This window comes from Streptomyces erythrochromogenes (genome assembly GCF_040684695.1).
Lineage (GTDB): Bacteria > Actinomycetota > Actinomycetes > Streptomycetales > Streptomycetaceae > Streptomyces > Streptomyces erythrochromogenes_C.
The window spans coordinates 1-22,247 of the sequence record NZ_JBFBGM010000032.1; the positions used below are offsets into that span (position 1 = coordinate 1).

The 22,247-nt window shown below is 73.3% G+C and carries 20 protein-coding genes and 1 pseudogene; 11 read left to right on the forward strand and 10 right to left on the reverse strand.

What is annotated here, in order from left to right; translation table 11 throughout:
* Positions 1 to 266 (reverse strand): annotated as a pseudogene (locus AB0O53_RS32980) (fasciclin domain-containing protein); the annotation flags it as partial.
* A 96-nt stretch (positions 267 to 362) separates the two neighbouring features.
* Entirely contained in the window at positions 363 to 1,949 is a 1,587-nt protein-coding gene (locus tag AB0O53_RS32985; protein ID WP_435886708.1) for a molybdopterin-dependent oxidoreductase, read from the reverse strand.
* 192 nt (positions 1,950 to 2,141) lie between these two features.
* Between AB0O53_RS32985 and AB0O53_RS32990 the strand changes: the two genes are divergently transcribed.
* Positions 2,142 to 2,624, forward strand: coding sequence for a peroxiredoxin (locus AB0O53_RS32990; RefSeq protein WP_365200561.1), 483 nt, complete (start codon positions 2,142 to 2,144; stop codon positions 2,622 to 2,624).
* Between the two features lie 172 nt (positions 2,625 to 2,796).
* Positions 2,797 to 4,083 carry a class I SAM-dependent methyltransferase gene (locus AB0O53_RS32995; protein WP_365200563.1) on the forward strand — a complete coding sequence of 429 codons (1,287 nt, stop codon included), beginning with the start codon at positions 2,797 to 2,799 and terminating at the stop codon, positions 4,081 to 4,083.
* Between the two features lie 93 nt (positions 4,084 to 4,176).
* Here AB0O53_RS32995 and AB0O53_RS33000 read toward each other — a convergent pair whose 3' ends face one another.
* Entirely contained in the window at positions 4,177 to 5,076 is a 900-nt protein-coding gene (locus AB0O53_RS33000) for a hypothetical protein (RefSeq protein ID WP_351001874.1), read from the reverse strand.
* On the reverse strand, positions 5,073 to 6,086 hold the full coding sequence (locus AB0O53_RS33005; protein ID WP_351001872.1) for an SPFH domain-containing protein: 1,014 nt from the start codon (positions 6,084 to 6,086) through the stop codon (positions 5,073 to 5,075). The genes AB0O53_RS33000 and AB0O53_RS33005 overlap by 4 nt, the downstream gene beginning before the upstream one ends.
* A gap of 348 nt (positions 6,087 to 6,434) precedes the next feature.
* On the opposite strand from AB0O53_RS33005, the gene AB0O53_RS33010 reads away from it, so the two are divergent.
* Entirely contained in the window at positions 6,435 to 6,887 is a 453-nt protein-coding gene (locus tag AB0O53_RS33010) for a peptidoglycan-binding domain-containing protein (RefSeq protein WP_351001870.1), read from the forward strand.
* A gap of 20 nt (positions 6,888 to 6,907) precedes the next feature.
* Here the strand turns inward: AB0O53_RS33010 and AB0O53_RS33015 are convergent, their stop codons facing one another.
* Complete coding sequence (locus AB0O53_RS33015; RefSeq protein ID WP_365200568.1) at positions 6,908 to 7,732, reverse strand: DUF4328 domain-containing protein; 825 nt, start codon at positions 7,730 to 7,732, stop codon at positions 6,908 to 6,910.
* A gap of 208 nt (positions 7,733 to 7,940) precedes the next feature.
* On the opposite strand from AB0O53_RS33015, the gene AB0O53_RS33020 reads away from it, so the two are divergent.
* From AB0O53_RS33020 to AB0O53_RS33030, 3 genes are all read left to right on the forward strand, one after another.
* Entirely contained in the window at positions 7,941 to 8,477 is a 537-nt protein-coding gene (locus tag AB0O53_RS33020; RefSeq protein ID WP_365200570.1) for a 2'-5' RNA ligase family protein, read from the forward strand.
* Positions 8,478 to 8,480: 3 nt separating this feature from the next.
* A complete protein-coding gene (gene pip, locus AB0O53_RS33025; protein ID WP_365200572.1) occupies positions 8,481 to 9,443 on the forward strand; it encodes a prolyl aminopeptidase in 963 nt (320 codons plus the stop codon).
* Between the two features lie 146 nt (positions 9,444 to 9,589).
* A complete protein-coding gene (locus tag AB0O53_RS33030) occupies positions 9,590 to 10,324 on the forward strand; it encodes an HAD family hydrolase (protein WP_365200574.1) in 735 nt (244 codons plus the stop codon).
* Positions 10,325 to 10,411: 87 nt separating this feature from the next.
* Here the strand turns inward: AB0O53_RS33030 and AB0O53_RS33035 are convergent, their stop codons facing one another.
* Positions 10,412 to 12,031, reverse strand: a complete 1,620-nt coding sequence (locus AB0O53_RS33035) for a vWA domain-containing protein (RefSeq protein WP_365200577.1) — start codon at positions 12,029 to 12,031, stop codon at positions 10,412 to 10,414.
* Between the two features lie 326 nt (positions 12,032 to 12,357).
* Between AB0O53_RS33035 and AB0O53_RS33040 the strand changes: the two genes are divergently transcribed.
* Positions 12,358 to 13,233 carry a hypothetical protein gene (locus tag AB0O53_RS33040; RefSeq protein WP_351001858.1) on the forward strand — a complete coding sequence of 292 codons (876 nt, stop codon included), beginning with the start codon at positions 12,358 to 12,360 and terminating at the stop codon, positions 13,231 to 13,233.
* A 52-nt stretch (positions 13,234 to 13,285) separates the two neighbouring features.
* Positions 13,286 to 14,830: a fused MFS/spermidine synthase gene (locus AB0O53_RS33045; RefSeq protein WP_435886705.1), complete on the forward strand. Its 1,545-nt coding sequence runs from the start codon at positions 13,286 to 13,288 to the stop codon at positions 14,828 to 14,830.
* Positions 14,831 to 14,894: 64 nt separating this feature from the next.
* Here AB0O53_RS33045 and AB0O53_RS33050 read toward each other — a convergent pair whose 3' ends face one another.
* The 3 genes from AB0O53_RS33050 to AB0O53_RS33060 are packed head-to-tail and all read right to left on the reverse strand — an operon-like array spanning position 14,895 to position 18,806.
* Positions 14,895 to 16,964 carry an iron ABC transporter permease gene (locus AB0O53_RS33050; protein WP_365200583.1) on the reverse strand — a complete coding sequence of 690 codons (2,070 nt, stop codon included), beginning with the start codon at positions 16,962 to 16,964 and terminating at the stop codon, positions 14,895 to 14,897.
* A gap of 4 nt (positions 16,965 to 16,968) precedes the next feature.
* The gene (locus AB0O53_RS33055) at positions 16,969 to 17,949 is read right to left on the reverse strand and encodes an iron-siderophore ABC transporter substrate-binding protein (protein WP_350993227.1); all 981 of its coding nucleotides are present in this window, start codon (positions 17,947 to 17,949) and stop codon (positions 16,969 to 16,971) included.
* The gene (locus AB0O53_RS33060) at positions 17,946 to 18,806 is read right to left on the reverse strand and encodes an ABC transporter ATP-binding protein (RefSeq protein WP_350993229.1); all 861 of its coding nucleotides are present in this window, start codon (positions 18,804 to 18,806) and stop codon (positions 17,946 to 17,948) included. The genes AB0O53_RS33055 and AB0O53_RS33060 overlap by 4 nt, the downstream gene beginning before the upstream one ends.
* Before the next feature lie 497 nt (positions 18,807 to 19,303).
* On the opposite strand from AB0O53_RS33060, the gene AB0O53_RS33065 reads away from it, so the two are divergent.
* The gene (locus tag AB0O53_RS33065; protein ID WP_365200585.1) at positions 19,304 to 19,735 is read left to right on the forward strand and encodes an SSI family serine proteinase inhibitor; all 432 of its coding nucleotides are present in this window, start codon (positions 19,304 to 19,306) and stop codon (positions 19,733 to 19,735) included.
* A gap of 43 nt (positions 19,736 to 19,778) precedes the next feature.
* On the opposite strand, the gene AB0O53_RS33070 is transcribed toward AB0O53_RS33065, so the two are convergent.
* Positions 19,779 to 20,801 (reverse strand): magnesium and cobalt transport protein CorA, encoded by a 1,023-nt coding sequence (locus AB0O53_RS33070; protein ID WP_434094395.1) that lies wholly within the window; start codon positions 20,799 to 20,801, stop codon positions 19,779 to 19,781.
* Between the two features lie 103 nt (positions 20,802 to 20,904).
* Between AB0O53_RS33070 and AB0O53_RS33075 the strand changes: the two genes are divergently transcribed.
* Together AB0O53_RS33075 and AB0O53_RS33080 are read left to right on the forward strand one after the other, a co-directional pair.
* Positions 20,905 to 21,195: a WhiB family transcriptional regulator gene (locus AB0O53_RS33075; protein ID WP_350993235.1), complete on the forward strand. Its 291-nt coding sequence runs from the start codon at positions 20,905 to 20,907 to the stop codon at positions 21,193 to 21,195.
* Between the two features lie 134 nt (positions 21,196 to 21,329).
* Complete coding sequence (locus tag AB0O53_RS33080; RefSeq protein WP_350993237.1) at positions 21,330 to 22,247, forward strand: SDR family NAD(P)-dependent oxidoreductase; 918 nt, start codon at positions 21,330 to 21,332, stop codon at positions 22,245 to 22,247.

Below are 22,247 nucleotides of genomic sequence, written 5' to 3' on the forward strand. Positions count from 1 at the left end.
GAGGCGGCAGTGGCGACCGGGTCCTTCGCCATCCCGTCGAACGAACCCGCACCCTCCTTCGGAACACCGGCACACGCCGCACCGAACGGCTGGTCACCGGTCATCGCGTCGTCGGCCGGGGTGCTCTCTCCGGTCTTGGCCTGGTCGCCCGCCGCGGGCGGCGCGGCCTTGGTGTCACCCGAGTCGGAGCACGCGGCGAGGGTGAAGGGCAGCACAGCCGCTGCGGCAACGGCAATCGCGGTACGGCGAATCTTCAGGGTATTCATGATCAGTTGCTCCCCTTGAGCTTCTGTCGATGGGTTCCACGAGGGTTCAGAGGTGGTGCTGCCGGAGCCCGCCCTGTGGTCGGCCGGGCCCGGGGTCTAGGGGACGGTGACGAAGACGCTGTGCCAGCCGCTCGCCCCGTCGGGGATGGTCCGGGCACGCTGCTCGGTCTGGACCTGGCCGGTGCCGTCGGTGGCGCGGACGGTGATCGTGTGCCCGCCCGGTGCTGCGTTCCAGCGGTAGGACCACTGGCGCCAGGTGTCGACGGTGTCCTGGGCGCCGAGGTCGGCGTCCTGCCACGGTCCGTCGTCGATGCGGACCTCGACGCGGGTGATGCCGCGTCGCTGGGCCCAGGCGACGCCGGCGACCGCGACCGTGCCGGCGGCCGGGCGGGCGAAGGGCTTCGGGGTGTCGATGCGGGACTGGGTCTTGATCGGCGCGCGGCGGGCCCACTTCCGCTTCACCCAGTACGGGTCGTAGGCGTCGAAGGTGGTGAGCTCGATGTCGGTGATCCACTTGCACGCCGACACGTACCCGTACAGGCCCGGGACGAGCATGCGGACGGGGAAGCCGTGGTCGAACGGGAGCGGTTCGCCGTTCATGCCGACCGCGAGCATCGCGTCGCGGCCGTCCATGACGTCCTCGACCGGCGAACCGAGCGTCATGCCGTCCACGGAGCGGGCCACCAGCTGGTCGGCCGTGCCGCCCTTCGACGGCGGTTCGACCCCGCACTCGGCCAGCAGGTCCGCCAGCCGTACGCCGAGCCAGCGGGCCGTGCCGAGGTAGGGACCGCCCACCTCGTTCGAGACGCAGGTCAGGGTGATGTCCCGTTCGATGAGCGGGCGTGCCAGGAGTTCGTCGAGGGTGTAGGTACGCGGGCGGGTGACGCCTTTGCCGTGGAGGCGCAGCCGCCACGTGCCGGCGTCGACCATGGGAACGGAGAGTGCGGTGTCGACGCGGTAGAAGTCCCGGACGGGCGTGGTGAAGGGGCTGATGCCGTCGACCTGCAGCCGGGTACCGGTCGGCAGTGCGGGAGCGGGAGAGGCGGGGGCGGGCAGGCGGAGGGTGTTGCGGGAGGCGACGGCTCCCAGTCCGCGCTGCCCGGACAGGACCTGGCCCAGCGCTCCGGCGGTGGCCGCCGCGGCCGCCGTGGCGGCAGCGGCGTTGAGGAATCCCCGCCGGCTCCAGCCGCCATCGGTGCGGTCGGCCCGGCTCGGCGGGCCGGTGGGGTCGGCCCGGCCCGCCAGGAGGTGGAGTACCGCAGCGCCCGCGACCGCCCCCGCGAGGGAGGGCAGGGCGTCCGCGGCTCCGGCACTGTCGGGCCGGCTCAGGGCGGCGGCTCCGCCGACGATCCCGAACACCAGCACCCCGGCCGCTCCCGCCCGCCGGTGGCGCAGGGCAAGGATCCCCAGGGCGATCGCGAACAGGGCCAGCAGGACGAGGATGCCGAGCCGGAGGACGAGCTTGTCGTTCTCCCCGAACGTGCGGATCGCGAAGTCCTTCACCGGGGCCGGGGTCCGGTCGATGACCGCGCCCCCGACCACCGTCACCGGTCCGGCCGCGGGCCGCACCAGGGCGGCCGTCAGCTCGGCCACCGCCAACGCGGTGACAGCGGCCAGCAGGCCGGACAGTGCCCCGAGGCCGGCCCGGTCGAGGGTGGTGCGGAAGCTGCTCACACCCGGGATTCGTCGGCACCCGTGCGGTGGATTGGCCCCTCACCCGAACGAATGAGTCCCCGGCCCCGGGCCTTCGGGCGGGGCGGCCGTTCGGACCCGCCGGCCCGGGCGGAGCCCCTGGCCTCCTGACGCGGCCTGACCTACCGTGAGGTCGCCGGCAGCCGAACCCGTGCCTGCAGCCGCACCACAGAAGGAGGGCGCATGCCCAGCACCCCGAAGATCGGGGACGTCCTCGGCGAGTTCCGCCTGTCCGGCGGACGGCTCGACGGGGAAACCTTTCACCTCGGCGACTACAGCCTCCACGAGCAGCGCGGGAACCCCGTGGTCCTCGCCTTCTACCCCGGCGACGACACCCCCGTCTGCACCGCGCAGCTGTGCTCCTACTCCGACGGGCTGGAGCAGTTGCAGTCCGCCGGGGCGGTGGTGTGGGGCATCAGCGCCCAGGGCATCGACAGCCACGAGCGGTTCGCCCGGGCCAGGCAGCTGAGGATGCCGCTCCTGTCCGACCCGGACCGGGCCGTGGCACGGTCCCTCGGCATCACCGCGCCCCTGATCGGGCTGAGGCGTTCGGTCTTCATCGTCGACGCGGGCGGCCGCCTGCACTGGAAACACGTCACGGCCGTGGGCGCCACCTTCCCCCCGGCCTCGGCCCTGGCCGAGCAGCTCGCCGCCCTGCCCGTCTGACCATTGCCCCTCACGCGCGACCCGACACCCGTCACCGGCAATCCGCCCGGCCTCCGGCTGCGAAGTACGGGTGGAACGGCCGCGCACCAGCGGCGTGTCGAGTGGCGGGAGCGGTTGTGGCAGAACACCGGAAGACGGCGGTCACCGACGGTGAAGGCGAAGGGGACGTCCGATGAAGCCCGCGGCCGAGCGTCTCGTCGCTCTCCTGGACCCCTTCTTCACCGGCCCGCTCCCCGTACGGGTGCGCGACTGGCACGGGAGCGAGGCCGGGCCCGCCGACGCCCCCCTGGTCGTACTGCGTTCCCCCGACGCCCTGCGCCGCCTGCTCTGGCAGCCCGGTGAGCTGGGCCTCGCCGAGGCCTACATCAGCGGCGACCTCGATGTGGAGGGGGACCTCGCCGCCGCCCTCTCCCGGGCCGGCCGGGCCGTGCGCGACCAGGGGGTCACCCGTCCCCGTCCGGCCCGGCTCGCGGCGGCGGCAGTCCTCGCCGTCGGGCTGGGCGCCGCCTCGCCGCCCCCACGCCGGCCGGACGGGCGCGCACGGCTCACGGGCCGTCTCCACAGCTCTTCCCGGGACCGCGCCGCGATCAGCCACCACTACGACGTGTCCAACGACTTCTACGCACTGCTGCTCGACGCGTCGATGGCGTACTCGTGCGCCTACTGGGCCCGGCCCGCCGACGCCTCGTACGGCCTGGCCGAGGCCCAGCGGGACAAGCTGGAGCTGATCTGCCGCAAGCTCGGACTGCGGGCCGGCGACCGGCTGCTGGACGTCGGGTGCGGTTGGGGATCCCTGGCCGTGCACGCCGCCCGCGAACACAAGGTGCGCGTCACCGCGGTCACCCTGTCGCGGCGGCAGCGGGACTTCGTCGCCGAGCGAGCCGTCCGCGAGGGCGTGGCGGACCTCGTGGAGGTCCAGCTGAGGCACTGGCGCCACATCGACGGCGGAGGGTACGACGCGGTCGCCGCCGTCGAGATGGGCGAACACGTCGGCGACGCCGAGTACCCCGCCTTCGCCGCCAAGCTGCACGACGCACTACGTCCCGAGGGCCGGCTCCTGATCCAGCAGATGTCGCGCGGCGCCCACGCACCGGGCGGAGGCCCCTTCATCGAGTCGTACATCGCACCCGACATGCACATGAGGCCCGTCGGCCGCACCGCCGATCTGCTGGAGACCGCCGGGCTGGAGATCCGCAACGTCGAATCCCTGCGCGAGCACTACGCGGCCACCATCGACGCATGGCGCACCCGTCTCGAGGACCACTGGTCCGAGGCCGAGGATCTCGTCGGTGCGACCACGGGCCGGGTGTGGCGCCTCTACCTGGCCGGCGCGTCGCTGGCCTTCTCCGAACGCCGCATGGGCGTCGACCAGCTCCTCGCGCTGCGCCCCACCCGCGACGGTGGTTCGGGCATGCCCGCGACCCCCTCCGCCTGGTACCCGTCGGAGGGCCGCGCGTAGGGCGTCGGACGGAGGACGCCGGGCTCCCGCGGGTCCGCACCACCTCGGCCACGACGGCTGCGGTCTGCGGTCTGCGGTCTGCGGGCAGGGCTCCTACGTCACCAGGCGCAGCGAGGTGCCCGCGATGCCCAGCGTCACGCTCTGGCCCCACGTCAGTTCCAGGGCGTCGCCTTCCATCCCGTCGCCGAACACCACGATCCGGTCCGACTCCACGGTCAGCCGCAGCGCCTGTCCGCGCTCCAGCTCCCCGGCGACCTTCGTCGTTCCGGACGTCGGGGAGGGCCAGGCCTCCCGTACGAACCACAGGAGCCGCCGCTCGCAGGGCGCGGGCAGCTCGGCGCGGCTGTCGCGCTCCAGCCACAGGGAACGCAGCCAGCCCGTGGCACCCGTGCCGGTGCCCACGAGCACCCCGGAGGACGCCTGGGCCTCCCCCGGGTCCCCGTCCCCGTCGGAACCCAGGCGGTAGCGGGCCGTCTGGTGACCGGGCGAGCCCAGGTAGATCTCGTTCAGGGCGACGAGGCGCTGGGTGTCGTCGGCGACGGCCTCGACCATGGTCAGCTCGTCCGCCCGGCTCCCGGCGGCGGTCGCCGCCCGCAGCAGGGCGGCCGTGTCGGCGCAACGGTGGCGGACCAGGACCCCGGGGTTGCGCCCCGGGTCGGTGTCGATGCCCACCACGGGCTGCCCGTGCAGGTACTTCGCGGTGTTGGCGACCAGGCCGTCCTGGCCGACCACGACGACCACGTCCTCCGGGGCGAACAGGAAGCGGTCCAGGTCCGCCCGCTCCACCCGGGAGCTGCGCCAGGTGAGCGGCACCGCCGCCGCCACTTCGCGCAGCGCGTGCCGCGTGCGCTCGTGGCGGCGGAGCACCTCGTCGATCGAGCGGCCCCGGCTGGAGAGGAAGAACGCGGCCTGCCCGTGCGTCCCGTGCCGGGCGAGCAGTTCCTCGTACTCGGTCCGGCGGTGCACGATCACCGCCCGGGGGGCGAGGCTCACGCGCCCGATCCGCCTTCCGGGCGTCCGAGCCTGCCGAGGAGCCCGGTGAGGACGTCGGGCGAGAGGGTGATGCTCTCGATCCGCGGCAGGTTCTCCGCCAGCCGGGTCGCTGCCAGGGCGTGCAACGTGCCGGGGTCGACCTCGCCGTGCACCCGCAGCCAGGCAGCCTGGGCCTCGGCGCGGGCGGCGCCCGTCTCGCGCTCCGCCTCGGCGTCCGCGCGGGCCAGGCGGACCTTGCGGGCCGCCTCGGTCTCGGTGCGGATGCCGTCGGCGGCCGCCTTCTCCTCCGCCTCGCGGCGGGCGTTGGTGCCGCGCTGGTCGATCAGCTGCTCCTCGCGCCTGGCCAGTTCGATCTGGCTGGCCAGCTCGTTCTCGGCGATGGCGCGTTCACGCTCGACGGCGACGGCCCTGCGTTCGTAGGTGGCCCGGTCCGCCTCCTGCTGGATCTGCTCGCGGGCCGGGGTGCGCAGGGCGCGCTCCACCTCGGCCTCGGGGCGGATCGCCACGACGCGTACGGCCACCACGTCGATGCCGGTGGCCGGGAGCCTGGGCTCGTCGGCGAGACCGGCGGCGACGCTCGTCCGTACGGAGGCGACGCCGTCCACCAGGGCGACGGCCAGCGGTGTCCTGGCCAGCACGTCCAGCGCGTGCTGCTGCGCGGTCTCGGTGAGGAGCGTGGCGATCTGCTCCAAGGGGGCCCCGCGCCAGCTGCCGGTGTCCGGGTCGACGGAGAAGTCGAGGCGGGCCGCCGCCTCGGCCGGGTCGCTGATCCGGTAGGTGACGGTGGCCTGCACGGCGACGTCCTGGAAGTCGGACGTCCGGGCGTGGAACGCCATCGCCAGCTCCCGGTCGTCGACCGGTACTTCGGACAGTGCCGCCGACAGCGAGCGGTACCAGAAGCTGAGGCCCCGACCGTCGTGGACGAGCCGGCCGCGCCGGTGGTGGCGGATGTGCGTGGTGGGCGCGGAGCGCAGATGGCGCCAGCCGAGGCGCCGGGTGATGTCGGCCATGGCGAACCCCCTTCATTTCGTCAGTGCGACGATAAAGGAGCGCCTCCATATCGTCAAGGGGACGAAAAGAGGGCCATGGCGGGTTGGGGCTCATGTCGGGACGCACGCGGGACGTCTGCGGGACATGCGCGGGAAGGGTTCGGGACGGGCTCGGGACACCGTGGGACGGGGGCCCGCCCGGGGTGTTGCCCGGGACCGGCCCCGGGACGCCCCTGGGAGGCGGGATCCGGCGTGCGCGATCCCGGCTAGGTTTCCAGGGGTCGGGCGGCAACGCACCGGCCACAAGCATCCGTTCGCATCCGATCGACTCCGCTCGCATCGGATCCGCACCCGGGGGTCGACCCACACATGAAGTTCAAGCGCACGCTCGCCACGCTCGGCTCCGCCGCCGCGATGACCGCCGGCCTGATCGGCCTCGGCCCTGCCGCGCACGCGGCCATCCCCGGCTGCACCAGCTACGCGATCTACTACAGCGGCAGCACCAACGCCTGGCACACGAAGGTCCCCACCGTCGGTCTCCAGGGCACCAACTTCTGCACCCTGCGCGCCGGCGCCAGCGGCACGCAGGTGTACCACCTCCAGGACACCCTGAACTACTGCTACGGCCAGGACGTCGGCGGTCTGGACGGCGTGTTCGGCGCGAAGACGACGGCCGCCCTCAAGCGCGTCCAGGCGAGCCTCGGCCTCGACGCCGACGGCGTCTACGGCCCGCAGACGCGCGACAAGCTGAAGTGGCACTGGAGCAACATGGAGGGTGCCCACAACACCTGCAACACCCTCACCGGCGCCGGCGCGCACTGACGCTCTGGGCGGACTCCCCGTCAGGACCGCGCGTACGGTCCCTCGGTCGCCATCGTGTTCTGCATCGCCGTCAGCCTCCGGACGAAGAGGAGGGCGAGGACGCCGGCGACCGCGGTGACCAGGTCGGTGGCTATCCCGAGCTTCCCCACCGTGAGCAGCTCGTCCACGGTCTCGGCCGCCTCGTAGAGGCGGCCGAAGACGCGGTCCCCGGACGCCGCCAGTACCCAGAGCACCCACCAGGACGCCAACAGCGTCACGGACGCCTTGCGTTCGGCGCCGTCGGGGCCGCGCTGGGTACTGGCCCGCCAGGTCTGCAGGGCGACCCGGCAGGGCAGGAACAGGTTCGCCACGGGGACGAACCACGCGCCGATGGCCCAGCCGCGGCCCAGGGTGAAGGCGTCGGGGCGGAAGATGCCGCCGTTGCTGCGCACCCGGTGGAACCAGACGATGAAGACGACGATCGTGGGCAGCACCGTGAGCACCTGCAGCAGCCCCGCGAGGATGGTGAGCCCGGGGGCCAGGCCGAGTTCGAGGTCGTCGAAGTGGGTGTCGCCCGGGAACCCCTGGAGCCACGACTGCTCGTACGTGCCGACGCCGGCGGAGAACAGGCGCACGGCGGCACAGGCGCCGAGCAGCCAGGTCAGGGCCGTCGCCAGGCCCTTCGGGGAGCGCAGCGTACTCGGGGGCCCCGACGGAGCCACGTGGGCGGGGCCGCCGGGGTAGGGGTGGCCCTGCTGGGCGACCGGGTACGGGACCTGGTACGGGGTCGGGCCGGGCGGTGAGGGCGCTGAGGGCTGCGCGGGCAGCGGGGGCGGCGGCGGTGAACCGGGCGCGCTGAAGGACATGACGGGTGGACCCCCCACGGGAACGGACGACGTACGGACGGCCCCCGCGGGGCGGGGACCCGGGTGAAGATATGCCGGTCCCGCGCCGGAGTCCACACGATTTCCGCTGGTCAAAGCCATCGGCTCAGCGCGCGCTCCGGGAGCCGAGCGCGCCGCCGGGGGGGGGTGGGCCGGGCCGTTCCCCTGTGTGGCCTGCGATGATGGCGTCATGCCTGAGCCGGGGACCACTGCCGTCGTCATCCTTGTGCCGGACGCCGACCCGCTGCTCGAAGCCGCCCGGGGCATCGACCCGGCTCTGGTGCGGCTCGGGGTGCCGGCGCACGTCTCGCTCCTCTACCCGTTCGTACCGGAACCGGCACTGACGAGACAGGACGAAGACGACGTGCGGTCCCTGGCCGCGAGCTTCCCGGCCCCCGACCTGCTCCTGGAGGACATGGTGACGGCGCCCGGCTTCGTCGCCGTCCCCGTTCCGGAACTCCAGCCGGTCGTCGATGCGTTCCACGCCCGGTGGCCCGGGTTGCGCCCGTACGGTGGCCGCTTCGGGGCGCGGCCCGCCGCCCACGTCACGGTGGCCATGGGCGCGGACGACCCGGCCACCGCCGACCGTGTGCGCACCGCCGTGGGGTGCCTGCTGCCGCTGCGCGCCCGCGCGGCAGCGGTGCAGTTGGTGGTGCTGACGGAGGGCGGCTGGCGGCCGCGGTTCACCGCGCCGCTCGGCGCCCGCGCGACGTCACAGGAGGTCTGAAGGATGGCCGAGCTGTACCCGCCGGTCGAGCCGTACGAGACCGGCATGCTCGACGTCGGCGACGGCAACCTCGTGTACTGGGAGGTCTGCGGGAACCCGGACGGCAAGCCGGCCGTCGTCGTCCACGGCGGACCGGGATCGGGATGCGGGACCGGCGCGCGCCGGTACTTCGGCCCGGACCGCTACCGGGTCGTCCTGTTCGACCAGCGCGGTTGTGGCCGCAGTACGCCCCACGCGAGCGAACCCACGACCGAGATGCGCCACAACACCACCCGCCACCTGATCGGCGACATGGAGCGGCTGCGCGAGCACCTGGGTATCGACCGCTGGCTGCTGCACGGCGGTTCGTGGGGTTCCACACTGATCCTGGCCTACGCCGAGACCCACCCGGAGCGGATGTCGGAGATCGTCATCGCCGCCGTCACCACCACTCGGCGCTCCGAGATCGACTGGCTGTACCGGGGTGCGGGCCGGTTCTTCCCCGAGCAGTGGGAGCGTTTCCTCGAAGGAGCCGGCGGCACACCGCGCGACGGTGACATCGTCGGGGCCTACGCAGGCCTGATGGACCATCCGGACCCCGCAGTGCGGGAGAAGGCCACGGCCGACTGGTGCGCCTGGGAGGACGCGGTCCTGTCCGGGGAGACCGACGGCGCCTCCCGTCCCTACGGCGACCGCCCGCCGGCCGCTCAGCTGGCCCTGGTCCGCATCTGCTCGCACTACTTCTCCCACGGTGCCTGGCTGGAGGAGGGCGCGCTCCTGCGCGAAGCGCACCGCCTGGCCGGGATCCCGGGCGTGCTGGTGCACGGCCGGCTCGACCTGGCCGGCCCGCTCGACACGGCGTGGGAGCTCGCCCGCGCCTGGCCGGACGCCCAGCTGACCGTCGTCACCGACGCGGGCCATCTGGGCAGTGAGACGACCCGCGCCCACGTGGTCGAGGCCCTCGACCGGTTCGCTCGCCAGGGCTGAGAAGCCGTTGTCGTACCGAACGTGATCGGCGGGTTTCGCGATGTCCTGAGTATCGTCACCGACATCGACCACCGCAACATCTGCTCGCGCACGGCGGGCAGCGAATCCGTCCCGTCCTCGCGTGATCGCCAACGAAAGAGCAACCGATGCAACCGACTGTCCTGTTCGACCTGGACGGCCTTTTGATCGACTCCGAGCCGGTCTGGGACGCGGCAAAGCGTGAGGTGTTCGGTCCTCTTGGGCTGCACCTCACCGCCGAGATGCAGGCGGCGACGCGCGGGCTGCGGCAAAGGGACATGGTGGCCCACTGGTTCGACCGGGCCACGATCCACGCCGACCCCGACGACGTCGAGCAGCAGATCGTGGCCGCCGTGTGCCGGAGGCTGCAGGGAGTGGCGCTGAAACCCGGCGCCGAACACGCCGTCGCGGCGTGCGCGCGTGCGTCGAGGGCGATGGCCGTCGTGTCGTCTTCGCCGGAGTCGGTGATTCGGCATGCGCTCGCGAGCACCGGCCTCGACCGGTTCTTCGATGCCGTGTTCTCGGCCGAGGACGACGAACACGGCAAGCCCCACCCGGGCGCCTATCTCCGCGCGGCCGCCGCCCTCGGCGCGTCACCCGACGCATGCATCGTGATCGAGGACTCCTTCAACGGCGTCCTCGCCGGCGTGTCGGCCCGGATGACGGTCGTCGCCGTTCCCGAGGCCGCCGATCGCTGCGATCCTCGCTTTGCCATCGCCACACTGGTACTGGAGTCCCTCAAGGATCTGGATACCTCTGCGTTCGGCGCATATGTGTCCGGGGGCAGCCGGGAGGCGACATGGGCACCGAGTGCTGCGGATCCTCAACCATCCTCGATCGTGGGTTCGGGCCCTCACGGGTGAAGGCCCGAACCCACCTCGGGACGGTTCACTCTCGTCGGACGAGCAGACGGTTCAGCAGCCCCCGCGCGGGGAAGCCGCCCGCGCGGGTCAGCCCATGAGCCGGCGGGCCTGGCGCACCGCCTCGGACAGTTGCCGGACCTCGGGGTCCTCGGTCCGCTCGGCCAGCCGGGCGGTGATCTCCGACAACCTGCCCAGGCCGACCGCGCCCGGAACCGCCTCCCAGCCGCCTCCCCTTTCACGCAGCGACGAGGCCAGGTACGCCGCCGCCGCCGCGACCTGGAAGCGGGGCGCGGCCTGATCCCAGCCGCCTCCGGTCAGCGCGGAGGCCTCCACCCGGCCCGACTCCTCGTGCGGGGCCCTGCCGTCGGGGTCGAGCCACCGGACGGTGGCGGTGGCCACGTGTCCGGACGCGCCCGGCCGCAGCCGCACCGCGTACAGCGCGGTCACCGTGTGGCCCGGGCCGACCTCGCCGCCGTCCACGGAGTCGTCGCGGAAGGAGTCGTCGGCGACGCGCCGGTTGTCGTATCCGATCAGCCGGAACCGTTCGACGTTGCGCGGGTCGAAGGAGACCTGGGCCTTGGCGTCGCGGGCCCGCAGTTCGACCTGTGCGGGCAGTTCGTCGCAGAAGACCCTGCGGGCCTCCTCCTGGTCGGAGACGTAGACGGTGTGCCCGTCGCCCTTGTCGACCAGCCGTTCCATGAACGAGTCGTTGTAGTCGCTGCCCACACCGACCCCGAACAGGGTGATGCCGTGGTCGCGGCGGGCGCCGTCGATCCGCTTGAGCAGGGCGTCCGCGGAGGTGGCACCGGTGTTGGCGAGGGCGTCGGACAGCAGGACGACGCGGTTGGTGGCGCCGGCCCGACGGCCCTCGACAGCGGTGTCGTATCCGCGGGTGACTCCGGCTTCGACGTTCGTGGAGTCGGTGGGGCGCAGTCGGTCGACGACCTGGTGCACACGCTCGCGGTTGTCGTCCAGGCGGGTCATCGGGAGCCGGGTCTCGGCCTTGTCGCTGAAGGCGACGATGGCGACCGAGTCGTCGTCGCGGAGCCGGTCCGTCATCAGGTCCAGGGACGTGCGGACCAGGTCGAGGCGGCCGGGTTCGGCCATGGAACCGGAGATGTCGACGACGAAGGTGAGGGCGGCGGGCGGGCGCCGCTCCTGGCCGAGGCCGGTCCGGGTGGCGAGTCCGACGCGCATCAGGGACCAGTCCGCGGCGTCGGTGCGGGCGCCGTCGACGGTCACGGAGAAGCCGTTGCCGTCAGGCTGCCGGTAGTCCTGGCGGAAGCTGTTGACGAACTCCTCCGGGCGGACGGTCGCCGGGTCGGGGAGCTTGCCGTCGGCGAGGGTCCGGCGGGCGTAGCCCCAGCTCGCGGTGTCCACGTCGAGGGCGAAGGTGGAGAGGTAGTCCGGGGGCGGGGCCGCCGTACGGCGGCCGTCGTCCTCGCCCTGCGCCGTGCCGTCGGCGCGCTCTGCGGTGCCGGGCGCGCTCTGGCCGGGGACCGGGGCGGGGTTGCCGCCGCGGGTGCCCCGGCCGGCCTCCTGGGCGGTGCCGCCGCTGCGGTCGTGGCCGCTGTCGGAGGCGCTGCACCCGGAGAGCAGCACCGCCCCGGCGGCGAGGACGGCGAGCAGGGCCGGTCCCGCCGGCCGCCGGTCGCGGCTTCGGTCGCGGCGGCGATGGCGGTGGCGGCCGGGCGTGCGCAACGTCATGGTGTCCCCCTTCGAACGATCGGTGTCTGCGAATGTGACGTTCGAGAAGGGGAGTTGGAACCGACGAGGGTGTTGCGAACGCGTCTCGAAAGGGCAACGGCAGGCGGAACGTCAAGCTCTGGCGGAGATCAGGACACGATGACGTCGCGGAGGGCAACCCCGGCCGAGCGCCGAGCGGTCCCGCGCGAAGCCGCGCTCGTCCCCGCGACCGTCCGGCGTGAGGCACTCGGGTGCGGCCGCGGAGGAACCGGGTTGCGCGGCGGTCGGACCCGCGGTGGAATCGGGCGGGCCGTGCACCTGCGGCCCTGACCGGGAGGGGCCGGAGGATGAACGGCACGACAGCGCTCGACGGCGTACTGCAGCGGGCTCACCTGGTCCGGGTGAGCCCGGTGAGCGGGGCCGGGGAGGACGGGGAGATCCGTGTGGACCTCTCCGATCCGGCGGAGTCGGCCCGCATCCGGGCGGCCATGGCCGTGGAATCGCTGCCCGGGTTCCACTGCATGTGCCTCGGAGACGTCCGCTTCGAGGTGCTCGACCGGGCCGGTGAACGGCTTGCGGCCGTCGTCCTGCACCACGGGGTGACCCTGAGGTGGGGGCGCTGGGAAGGCGACGCGGTCCTCGCCGACGGCCGCCTTCTCCTGGCGTGGCTGGACGGGCACGGCATGCCCGGCCCCCTGCGGGAGTTCGAGGCCGACCGCCTGCGGGCGCGCAAGAGCGCCGACGCGGAGCGCGACTGGCTGGCCGCGATGCCCGCGGGGCTGGAGGGGACGGCTGACCGGATCCTCGGCCTCTCCCGCACCGGCGGCAGTCCTTCCCCCGACTTGCTCGCGGAACTCACGGACCGACTCCAACTGGCCTTCCCCGAACCGGTGGAGCGGACCCTGGCCCTGCTCGACTGGTACGGCTCCGGCAGCGGGCGCTGCTCCGGACACCCCCTCCACGAGGGCGTGCCGGGCGAACTGCTCGCCGGGGTGCCGATCGCCGGCCTGATCGCCGCCCTGGCCGACCCGCGGGCCGAGGACCGGCACGACGCCGGGGCCGTACGGCATCTGGCGGGCTGGAAGACCCGCCCGCGCCAGAAGCGGGACGTCGCGAGCCTGCCCGAAGCGCTGCGCGTCCGTCTGCTGGCCCACGCCCGCCACTGCGGGGACTCCGACAAGCAGGCCCGCGCGGAAAGGTGGTTGGCACCCCCGCGGGCGTAAGTCCCTGCGCATCGGGGGTTTTCGCCCTGCTGCCGACGAAACGCGTGGAAGGATGTCGCCCGTGACCGGATCGTCCTCCTCGCCCGTCGCCGAGGGCACACCTCGCGACCGCCGGCTGGGTCCCCGCACCGCTGCCGTGCTCGTGTTCGGGTCGTCGGCCGCCGTCCTGGTGGTGGAGATCGTCGCCCTGCGGCTCCTGGCTCCCTACCTCGGCCTCACCCTCGAGACCAGCACCATGGTGATCGGCATCGCGCTCACCGCCATCGCCGCCGGCTCCTGGCTGGGTGGGCGCGTCGCCGACCAGGTCGATCCGCGCCGGCTCATCGGCCCCTCGCTCGGGGTGTCGGGAGCGGCCGTGGCGCTCACCCCCGCCGTGCTGCGCACCACCGCGGAGTGGGCACCGGCGGTGCTCCTGCTCATCGCGTCCCTGACCATCCTCGTGCCCGGCGCACTGCTCTCCGCGGTGACGCCCATCGTGACGAAGCTGCGCCTCACCGACCTCGCCGAGACCGGAACGGTCGTCGGCCGGCTGTCCGGTGTCGGCACCGTCGGCGCCATCGTCGGCACGGTACTCACCGGCTTCGTCCTCATCGCGCGGTTGCCGGTCAGCGGCATCCTGATCGGCCTCGGGACACTGCTGGTGGCCGGCTCGGCGCTGGTCGAATGGCGAACGCGCGGATGGTTCGGCACGCCGGCCCTGGTACTCGCGGTGGCCGCCGGCGGCCTCGCCACCACCGTCGCACCCGGCGGCTGCGACACGGAGACCAGGTACCACTGCGCGCGGGTCGTCGCCGACCCCGATCGGGCCGGCGGCCGCACCCTCGTGCTGGACGGCGTACGGCATTCCTACGTCGACGTGGACGACCCGACCCACCTCCAGTTCGCGTACGTGCGCGCCATCGCGTCGGTGGTCGACGCCGCCTTTCCCGCGGGCGCGCCGCTGGCCGCCCACCACTTGGGCGGCGGCGGGCTCACCTTCCCCCGCTACCTCGCCGCCACGCGGCCCGGGACGCGGAGCCTGGTGTCCGAGATCGACGGCGGGGTCGTGCGCATCGACCGCGACCGGCTGGGTCTGGGCCCGGACGGCGGCATCGGCGTGCGCGTGGAGGACGGCAGGATCGGCCTGCGGCGGCTGGAGACCGGAAGTCGCGACCTCGTCGTCGGCGACGCTTTCGGAGGCGTGAGCGTGCCGTGGCATCTCACCACGGCCGAAGCGATGGCGGACGTACGGCGGGTGCTCAAGGAGGACGGCCTGTACGTCGCCAACCTCATCGACCACGGCGACCTGGCCTTCGCACGTGCCGAAGTGGCCACCCTCGGCCGGACCTTCGCGCACGTCGCCGTCGTGGGCAGGCCCTCCGACATCGGCCTCGACCCGACGGCCCCGGCCGAGGGGGGCAATCTGGTCGTGCTCGCCTCGGACCGGCCGGTCGACCTGCGCGCGACCCAGGCGGCGCTCGACGCCCGGCAGAACGGCTGGAGGATCGCCGCCGGTGCCGACCTCGCCACGTGGATCGGCGACGCACGGCTCCTCACCGACGACCACGCACCCGTCGACCAGCTCCTCCAGCCGTACGGCCCGCCGGGCGGCCGGTGAACGACGGTGCGGGCGGCGGGCGTCGTGCCCGCCGCCCGCACCGGACGGTTCCCGCTGCGATGCCCTAGTGGGTGCGGCTGCGGAGCAGGAGGTGGAGGAAGTACGGCGTACCGATCAGGGCGGTCATCAGTCCGGCGCCGATCTGGGTCGGGGCGATCACGGTCCGCCCCACCAGGTCCGCGGCGCAGACGAGTACGGCGCCGAGGAGCACCGCGACGGGGACCACCCGGACGTGCCGGCGGCCCACCAGGGCCCGGGCGGCGTGCGGGGCGACGAGGCCGACGAAGCCGATCGTGCCGGCAGCGGCCACGGCGGTGGCGCTGAGCAGGACGGCGAGCAGCAGGAAGGCCAGGCGGCCGCGGGCCGGGTCCAGGCCGAGGAGCCGGGGAGTGTCCTCGTCGAGCGAGACGAGGTCGAGGTCGGCGCGCCGCTGGACGGCGAGGAACACGCCCGCGGCGAGCACCACGGCGAGCGGCACCACGTCGGGGAAGCCCCGCCCGTACGTGGAGCCCGACAGCCAGGTCAGCGCCTTGGTGGCGTTGAACGGGTCGGTGAGGATGATCAGCATGCTGATCAGGGCCGCCGATCCGGTGGCCACGCCGAAGCCGACGAGGACGAGCCGGTTCTGCTGGAATCCGCCCCGCGCGGCGAGGCCGAAGACGATCGCGCCACTGACGGCGGCGCCCGCGAAGGCGGCGCCCGCCATGCCCCACGAGCCGGCCGCGGGGACGGTGGTCACGAGGAGCACGGCGCCGAGGGCCGCGCCGCCCGAGACGCCCAGGACACCCGGCTCCGCGAGGGGGTTGCGGGTGACGGCCTGGACGAGGGTTCCGGCCAGGGCGAGGGCGGCGCCGGCGAGGAGGGCCGCGAGGACGCGGGGCACGCGGGTGTCGAGCACGAAGGTGATGGTGCGGCCGGCGTTGCCCTGGGCCCAGTTGACGACGTCGCCGAGCAGCAGCTTGCTGTCGCCCAGCAGGACGCCCGCGATGGCGACGCCGACGAGCGCGGCCACCAGGACGCCGGTGGCGGTGAGGAAGGCGGTGCGGCTCCTGATGCGCAGCCGCTCGGTGTCCGTCGTTCCGGCGGTGTCACGGGCCTTGGTGGCCATGACGATGAGGAAGACGGCGCCGACGAGGCTGGTGACGACACCGGTGGGTACGGCGACGGCCACGTCCGCGGGGACGAGGCTGCGCAGCAGCACGTCCGAGCCGAGCACCAGGGCGGCGCCGACGAGCGCGGTGACCGGCAGGGCGCCGCGGGTCCTGGTGTAGGCGCGGAACCGGCGGGCGAGGGGCCGGACGAGCGCGGGGGCGCACAGGCCGACGAAGCCGATGGGGCCGGCGAGGGTGACGGCGGCGGTGGACAGCAGGGCGGCGAGGACGACCACGGTGACGCGGGTGGCGCGGACCGGTACGCCGAGGCCGCGGGCGGTGTCGTCGCCGAGGGCGAGGGCGTCGATCCGGCGGGCGACGAGGAGCAGTCCGACGAGGCCGACGAGGGCGATCGGCAGCACCTGGAGGATGCCGCCGAAGCCGTTCTGGGCGATGCTGCCCTGGTTCCAGCGGTAGACGCCGGTGGTCTCCTGCGGGAAGAGCAGGAGCATGCCCTCGGTGGCGGCGGTGAGGCCCAGGGTGAGGGCGCTGCCGGCAAGGACGAGGCGTACGGTGCCGGCGCCGAGGCCGGACAGGCCGAGGACGACGGCCGCCGCGGCGAGCCCGCCGAGGAAGGCGACGCCGGAGGAGGCGAGCAGCGGCAGCGAGATCCCGGTGACGGCGGTCAGGCCGAGGGCCAGGTAGGCCCCGGAGTTGACCGCGAGGGTGTCGGGGGAGGCGATGACGTTGCGGGTGACGGCCTGCAGGGCGGCGCCGGCCATGCCGAGCACGGCGCCGACGAGCAGTCCGGCGGCGGCCCTCGGGAGCCGGGAGGCGATGACGACGGAGGAGTCGGCGGCGTCCCCCCGGCCGGTGAGCGCCCTCCAGACCTCGGGGGCACCGGCGTTGGCGGTGCCCTGGGTCAGGTCGGCGATCGCGAGGGCCGCGACGAGCAGGCACAGGGCGGCCGTCACCGCGGCAGCGCCGGTCCGGGACGTGGCCGCCGACGGACGGGTGGCGGGAGCGGTTGCGGTGACGGCCATGCTGTTACTTCGTCAGTGCGGCGACGACGGCGTCGATGTACTTGCCCATCGACTCGGGCCCGCCGAACATCCAGATGCCGTCGGGCAGACGGTGGACGTTGTTGTTCTGGACGAAGGGCAGCGAGGTCCACACCTTGTCCTGGGCCAGCTGGCCGGTGAAGGGGTTGCTGTCCTTGTCGGTCTCGTTGCCGATGTAGGCGAACTCGACGTCACCGAGCTTGGTGAGGCCCTCGACGTCGGTGGTGCCCAGGCCGTAGGCCGGGTCGCCCTCGACGGTCCAGGCGTTCTTCAGGCCGAGCTTCTCGTTGACGCCGCCGATCAGCGAACCGCTGGTGTAGGGGCGGATCGAGACCTGGTTGGAGACGACGTAGCCGTCGGCGAAGGCGTAGGGCTTGCCGGCGAGGCCCTTGTCGGCGAGGGCCTTCTTGCCCTCCGCGATCTTCGCCTCGAAGGCCTTCTTGAGCGTGTCGGCCTTGGCGGTGGTGCCGGTGGCCTGGGCGAGGATGTCCAGGTTCTTGGTCATCTGGCCGACCGGGTCGGCGGCGTCCGCGGCCTTCAGGTTGATGACGGGCGCGACCTTCTTGAGCTGGTCGACGGCGGCCGCCGGGAGGTCGGTGGTGGCGACGATGAGGTCCGGCTTGACGGCCGCGATGGCGTCCATGCTCGGCTCGCCGCGGGTGCCGACGTCCTTGGGCTCGTTCTTCAGCGGAACGGCGGTGTCCCAGGCCTTGTAGCCCTTGACGTCGGAGACGGCGGCGGGGTCGACGCCCAGCGAGATGAGGCTCTCGACGACGTTCCACTCGGTGGCGACGATCGTCTTGGCCGGGCCGTCGAGCTCGACCTTGGTACCGGTGCCGTCGGTGAGGGAGATCTTCTCGGCCGCGCCCTTGGCCTTGTCGTCGGCGGCGGGCTCGGTGGTCCCGCAGGCGGTCAGGGTGAGGGCCGCGACGGTGGCGGCCGCCGCGGTGATGAGGAGTCGTCTCATGAGGTGGTACTGAGCCTTTCGCTTCGCGTGTGGTGGCGGCCGATCGCACGGGTGCGCAGGAGGCCGGTCAGGGGGTCGGTATCCACTTCGATGCGGATGCCGTAGGTGTCCGTCAGCCGTTCGCCGGTGAGGACCTCCTCGGGGAGGCCTTCGGCGACGACCCGGCCGGCGCGCAGGAGCACGATCCGGTCGGCGACGGCCGCGGCCTGGTCGAGGTCGTGCAGGACGGCGCCGACGGCGATGCCGTGCTCGTCCGCCAGGTCGCGTACGAGGTCGAGGAGTTCGACCTGGTAGCGCAGGTCCAGGTAGGTGGTGGGCTCGTCGAGGAGGAGCACGCCGGTTTCCTGGGCGAGGCAGCCGGCCAGCCAGACGCGCTGGAGCTGTCCGCCCGACAGGTGCTCGGCTCCCCGGTCCGCGAACTCCGCGACGCCGGTGAGGGCGAGCGCGCGGTCCACGGCGGCGGTGCCGTCCGGGTCGGCCTTGCCCCAGCGGCCGCGGTAGGGGTAGCGGCCGAACTCGACGACGTCCCGTACGCTCAGCCCGCTGGGGGTGGGCCGGCCCTGGGTCAACAGGGCCACGCGGCGTGAGAACTCACGGGGGGACAGGGCGAGGCCGTCGGTGTCGGCGTCGATGACGAGTTTCGCGGTCCGGGGTCGCTGGAGCCGCGATACGGTGCGCAGCAGCGTCGACTTGCCGCTGCCGTTCGGGCCGACCAGTACGGTGACCTCTCCGGGCCTCAGCACCAATGACGCGTCGTGGACGACGTCGACGCCGTCGTACGCCACGGTGACTCCCGTGGCCGACAGTTCATGGCCGCGGGGGCGTCCTACCGCGGATCTCTCTTCACCGGCTTGCACGACCCGAAGGTTAGCCTAACCTAACCGTTAGGCCAAGCGGGGGATCCAGCGTCTCGGCAAGACGAATTCCCGTCAACCTCCACAGGCCGCCGGAACGCGACCCTCAGGGTCACCCGCCACCCGTCACCCGTCACCCCCTCCCCCGGTCGGCACGGCGGCGGAGCCCGTCCCGGAGCTCCGCGCGCGGGAAGACCCGCCCGCGACCGCACGCATCCCGTCACCCTTCGGGTCACTTCGGCGAACCGCGCACCGCCGCCACCAGGGCGGGACGCGTCACGGGCGGCGGCGCCCCCCTGCCCCCGGAGCCTTGCGGAGGCCGGGAACGTGCCCCGCCAGCTGCGGGAACGCCCGACGCGGGTCCGGTATGCGAACGAACTGTCCGTAAATCGACCGCCCATTGGCGACCCTCCTTCGGACCTGCCAGGCTCGTCGTCAGTTCAGCGTCAGATCACAGGCACCGAAACGTAATCGGCATCGAATCGAAGGGGAAACTTGTCATGCGCCGCCACATCATCGCCGCATCCGCCCTCAGTCTTCTCTGCATCGCAGGCGCCACGGGGGTCGCGGCGGCCCAGCCCGCCGGGGGGCACGGCCCGTCCGCGATGGTCTTCACCATCACCGCGGGGTCCGGCGCGGCCGCGGACACGGACACCGTCCTGCGCGCGGCGACCCTCAGCTGCGCCTACACCGCCGAGGGCACCCACCCCGCGCCGAGGGCCGCCTGTGACGCCCTGGTCGCCACCGACGGCGAACTCAACCACCTGCTGGCGGCGCCGGACACCTCGCGGGCCTGCCCCATGTACTTCGACCCCGTCACGGTCACCGCGGACGGCGTGCTGAGCGGCAGGCGCGTCGCCTGGAAGCACACCTTCTCCAACGCGTGCACGATGTCCGCAACGCTGAACGGGAACCCGGTGTACGCGTTCTGACGCCGCGCCGCCGACCGCCCGCACAGCGGCCCTTGCCCCGCGCCTACAGCCAGCCGTTGCGCCGGAAGGCGCGGTGGAGGGCGCCCGCCGCGAGCACCATGAGGGCGAGGGCGAGCGGGTAGCCGTAGGTCCAGCCGAGTTCGGGCATGTGCGCGAAGTTCATCCCGTACACGCCGGCGACCATCGTGGGGACGGCGAAGATCGCCGCCCACGCGGAGATGCGCCGCATGTCGTCGTTCTGCCAGGTGCCCACGCGGGCCTGCTGCGCGCCGAGGACCGAGTCGAGCAGCTCGTCCAGGGTCCGGACCTCCAGGTCCGTACGGTGGAGGTGGTCGGCGACGTCACGGAGGTACGGGGCGATCTCCGGGTCCGCGCGCTCCCCTGCCGGTCCGCCCAGGAGGCCTTGGGCCACCGGGACGAGCGGCAGTACGGCATCGCGGAACTCCCGGACTTCGCGCTTGAGGGCGTAGATGCTCCCGGTGTGGTCCACGCGAGAGGTCGAGAACACCTTGTCCTCCAGCTGGTTGAGGGTGGCGCGCACCCTTCGCGCGGCGTCGCTGTACGCGTCGACGGCGGCGTCCAGTACGGCGTGCAGGACGGCCCACGGGCCCAGACGCACCATCTGCGGGTCGCCGTGCAGCCGCCGGGCGGCCTCGGTGCAGGGATCGATCGGTCCGTGGCGCACGGTGAGGACGCTGCGGGGGCCGGTGAAGACCATGATGTCGCCGGTCTCCACCGCGGTGCCGTCCTCCACGTAGCGGAGGGTTTTCAGCGCCACGGCCAGGACGTCGCCGAACCGCTCGCTCTTCGGACGCTGCCGTCCGTGGAGGGCGTCCTCGACGGCCAACGGGTGCAGGTCCAGCTCCTCGGCCAGCTGCACCAGTTCGCTCTCCGACGGGTCCGCCAGCCGCACCCAGGCGAACTCGCGGTCGCCGAGGTTCCGCAGTCGCTTGAGGGCGGACCGGCAGGCCGCTTCCGGCAGTTCGCACTCCACGTGCTCCGACTGCCCTGAGATCTGGTCGTAGATGACGCACTCCATGGTCCGCGCATGCTTCACCGAACCCATTTCATGCGCCGGCGACCGCAGTTCGGGGCACGGGACCGGGTGGGTTTCATCCGCGCGAATGCGAACAGACGTGGCTCAGGACACCGACGTCAAGGAGCCAGCAATGCCGAACCCCTCCCGCCTCCCGGCCCCCCTGCTGCAGAACTGGGCCTGGCAAGCCGAAGCGGTCTGCCGCGAGGTGGGGTCGGAGCCGTTCTTCGCTCCGGCGGAGGAAGAGCGCAAGGGGCGCAAGGAACGCGACCGGCAGGCGAAGTCGCTGTGCGGAACCTGCCCCGTGGTCAAGGCCTGTCTGCATCACGCCCTCGCCACGCATGAGCCCCACGGCGTCTGGGGCGGGCTCACGGCCCGGGAGCGCCGGCGGCTCCTGCCTGCCGCGGCCGCGACGACCCCCTGACGGGCTGACGGGCCGCCACCCCACCCGACCACCGCCCCACCCCACACCGCCACACAAGAAACGGATAGATCATCCGGTTGTGTTATCGTCCCCGTGAAGCGGATGAGCCATCCGCATTGGGGTCGGAGGGGTGTATGGACAGGACAGCCGTGGTCACGGCCGGAACCGGCGGCATCGGGCTGGAGACGGCACTGGGTCTGGCAGCGGCCGGATACGCGGTCACGGTGGTCGGGCGCGACGCCGGCCGCGGGGCCCGGGCCGTCGACCTGCTGAACGCCGCGAATCCCCGGCGCCCGAGCCGGTTCCTCTCCGCGGACCTGGCCTCTCTCGACGCCGTGCGTTCCCTCGCCGGACGCCTCGCCGCCGCACACACGGCTCCGGGGGAAGGGCTGACGGTCCTGGTCAACAACGTCGGGGCGATGTTCCCCCACCGTCAGGACAGGGACGGCATCGAGGCATCCTTCCTCGTCAACCACCTCTCCCCCTACCTCCTGACCGAACTGCTGCTGCCCAGCCTGACGGCGGGAGCTCCGAGCCGGATCGTGAACGTGACCTCCGGGGCCGTCGGCCTCGCCAAGCGGGCGTTCGACGACGTCGAACCGCCGGGGGGCTACTACGGATTCCACTGGTACGGCCGCGCCAAGCTCGCCAACCTGGCCTACACCCTCGACCTGGCCGGGCGCCTGGACGGTACGGGCGTGCAGGTCTTCGCCGCCGACCCCGGCGGCGCGGCGACCGACATGACCGACGGCACGCTGCGCGACCCGAGGATCGTCGCACCCGCACTGCGGCTGCTCTGGCCACTGGTGCGCCGGAAGTTCGAACGGTCCACGTCCGGCCCCGCCTCGGTGGCCGCCCGGCCGTCCGTCGCCGCGGCCACCGACGCGGGTCTGGCGGGGCGGACCGGCCTCGTCATCGGCTCCCGGGTGCGCCCCGTACCGGCCTTCCGGCCGGCGACCGACGCCCGCCTCGCGGCGGCCGTGCGCCGGCTCAGCGAGCGCCATGCCCCTCCGGCCGGCCGAGCGGTCCGTTCGGATGACCCATCCGGTTAG